The following is a 1,034-nucleotide window of genomic DNA, read 5'->3' as shown; positions in this document are numbered from 1 at the left end:
GGGCGGGCAATAGAGCATTTCCGGTTTATCTTGAGTCATTGGAAATGCTCTATTTCTTCTCTCGCGTATCTTCTCCGAAACCGGTTCTCACTTTTCAGTTCTTTCTGCTGCTGAGGAAATGCCACAGAACAGCAATGGTCAGAACAACCAGAATAACCGCGACAGCAATCTGAACGGGGCCATTGCCGGAGGCCATAGCGGTGATACCGGTGAGTACACCGCTGAGCGGTGCCAGCGTTTCTGGTTTCTTGAGGATTGGCGGGATTGAAATTTTTGTTTCCCGCAGCTGATTTGGTTTTGTTTTTTTAGACTGGCCGGAAGCCTCATTGGCCAGAGCAAGGGAACGGTTGCGTACGCGTTTGACACGGGCGGTCCAGCCTTTGCCAAAAGTTTTGAAGGCAGAGAGTGTTTGCAGCCAGTTCTGTCGCAGGTCACAGAGATTATTGATGACAGAGGCAGGGTCGCGAAGATTGAGTGCGCTGAGTGTCTGATCGCCGATAATCCCGTCCTGAGAGGTTCCGGCAATTTTCTGCAGTGCTTTCGCGGCACGGGCAGGACCGGAATTGATGGCAAAATCAAATACTGCATAGTCAATGCCAGCGGGCAGCACATCGCCAGCGATTTTATCCCAATAATTTTTCTTATAAATGTCGGCTGCTGTCTTCTGACTGAGATTGCGGATATCGGCAGCAGATGCCTTTGTTCCCATCCATGCGGATAAGGTAGCCAGAGTGATCCCCATATTGGTGTGGCCACCCGGATCTGCCGGATGATTAACATATCCTCCTTCTTCTTCGAAGACATATGGCAAGACGTTTAAAAATGTCCCTTTTGCCATGGTGTTTCCTTTCGTTGAAATTTATTTTTAAAAATCAATGTATAAAATATAAAAATACTGCAGTACGATAAGTATATTAACTCAATTTAAAACGCGTGTGAAATTGTTTATTTAAAGTATAAAATGATTTTCATTTGTTGTTATTTTAATGTTGCTGTTTTGTATTTATATTATTGTAATAAAAAAATCCCCCTCC

The 1,034-nt window shown here is 44.8% G+C and carries 1 protein-coding gene; it reads right to left on the bottom strand.

Annotation, left to right across the window (positions count from 1 at the left end):
* Positions 1–94 precede the first annotated feature (94 nt).
* On the bottom strand, positions 95–838 hold the full coding sequence (locus A918_RS0109090) for a glycoside hydrolase family 108 protein (protein WP_022710763.1): 744 nt from the start codon (positions 836–838) through the stop codon (positions 95–97).
* Between the last annotated feature and the right edge of the window lie 196 nt (positions 839–1,034).

Origin of the sequence: Pseudochrobactrum sp. AO18b (assembly GCF_000409565.1) — a bacterium.
Lineage (GTDB): Bacteria > Pseudomonadota > Alphaproteobacteria > Rhizobiales > Rhizobiaceae > Pseudochrobactrum > Pseudochrobactrum saccharolyticum.
This window is presented reverse-complemented; position numbering and strand designations above follow the sequence as displayed.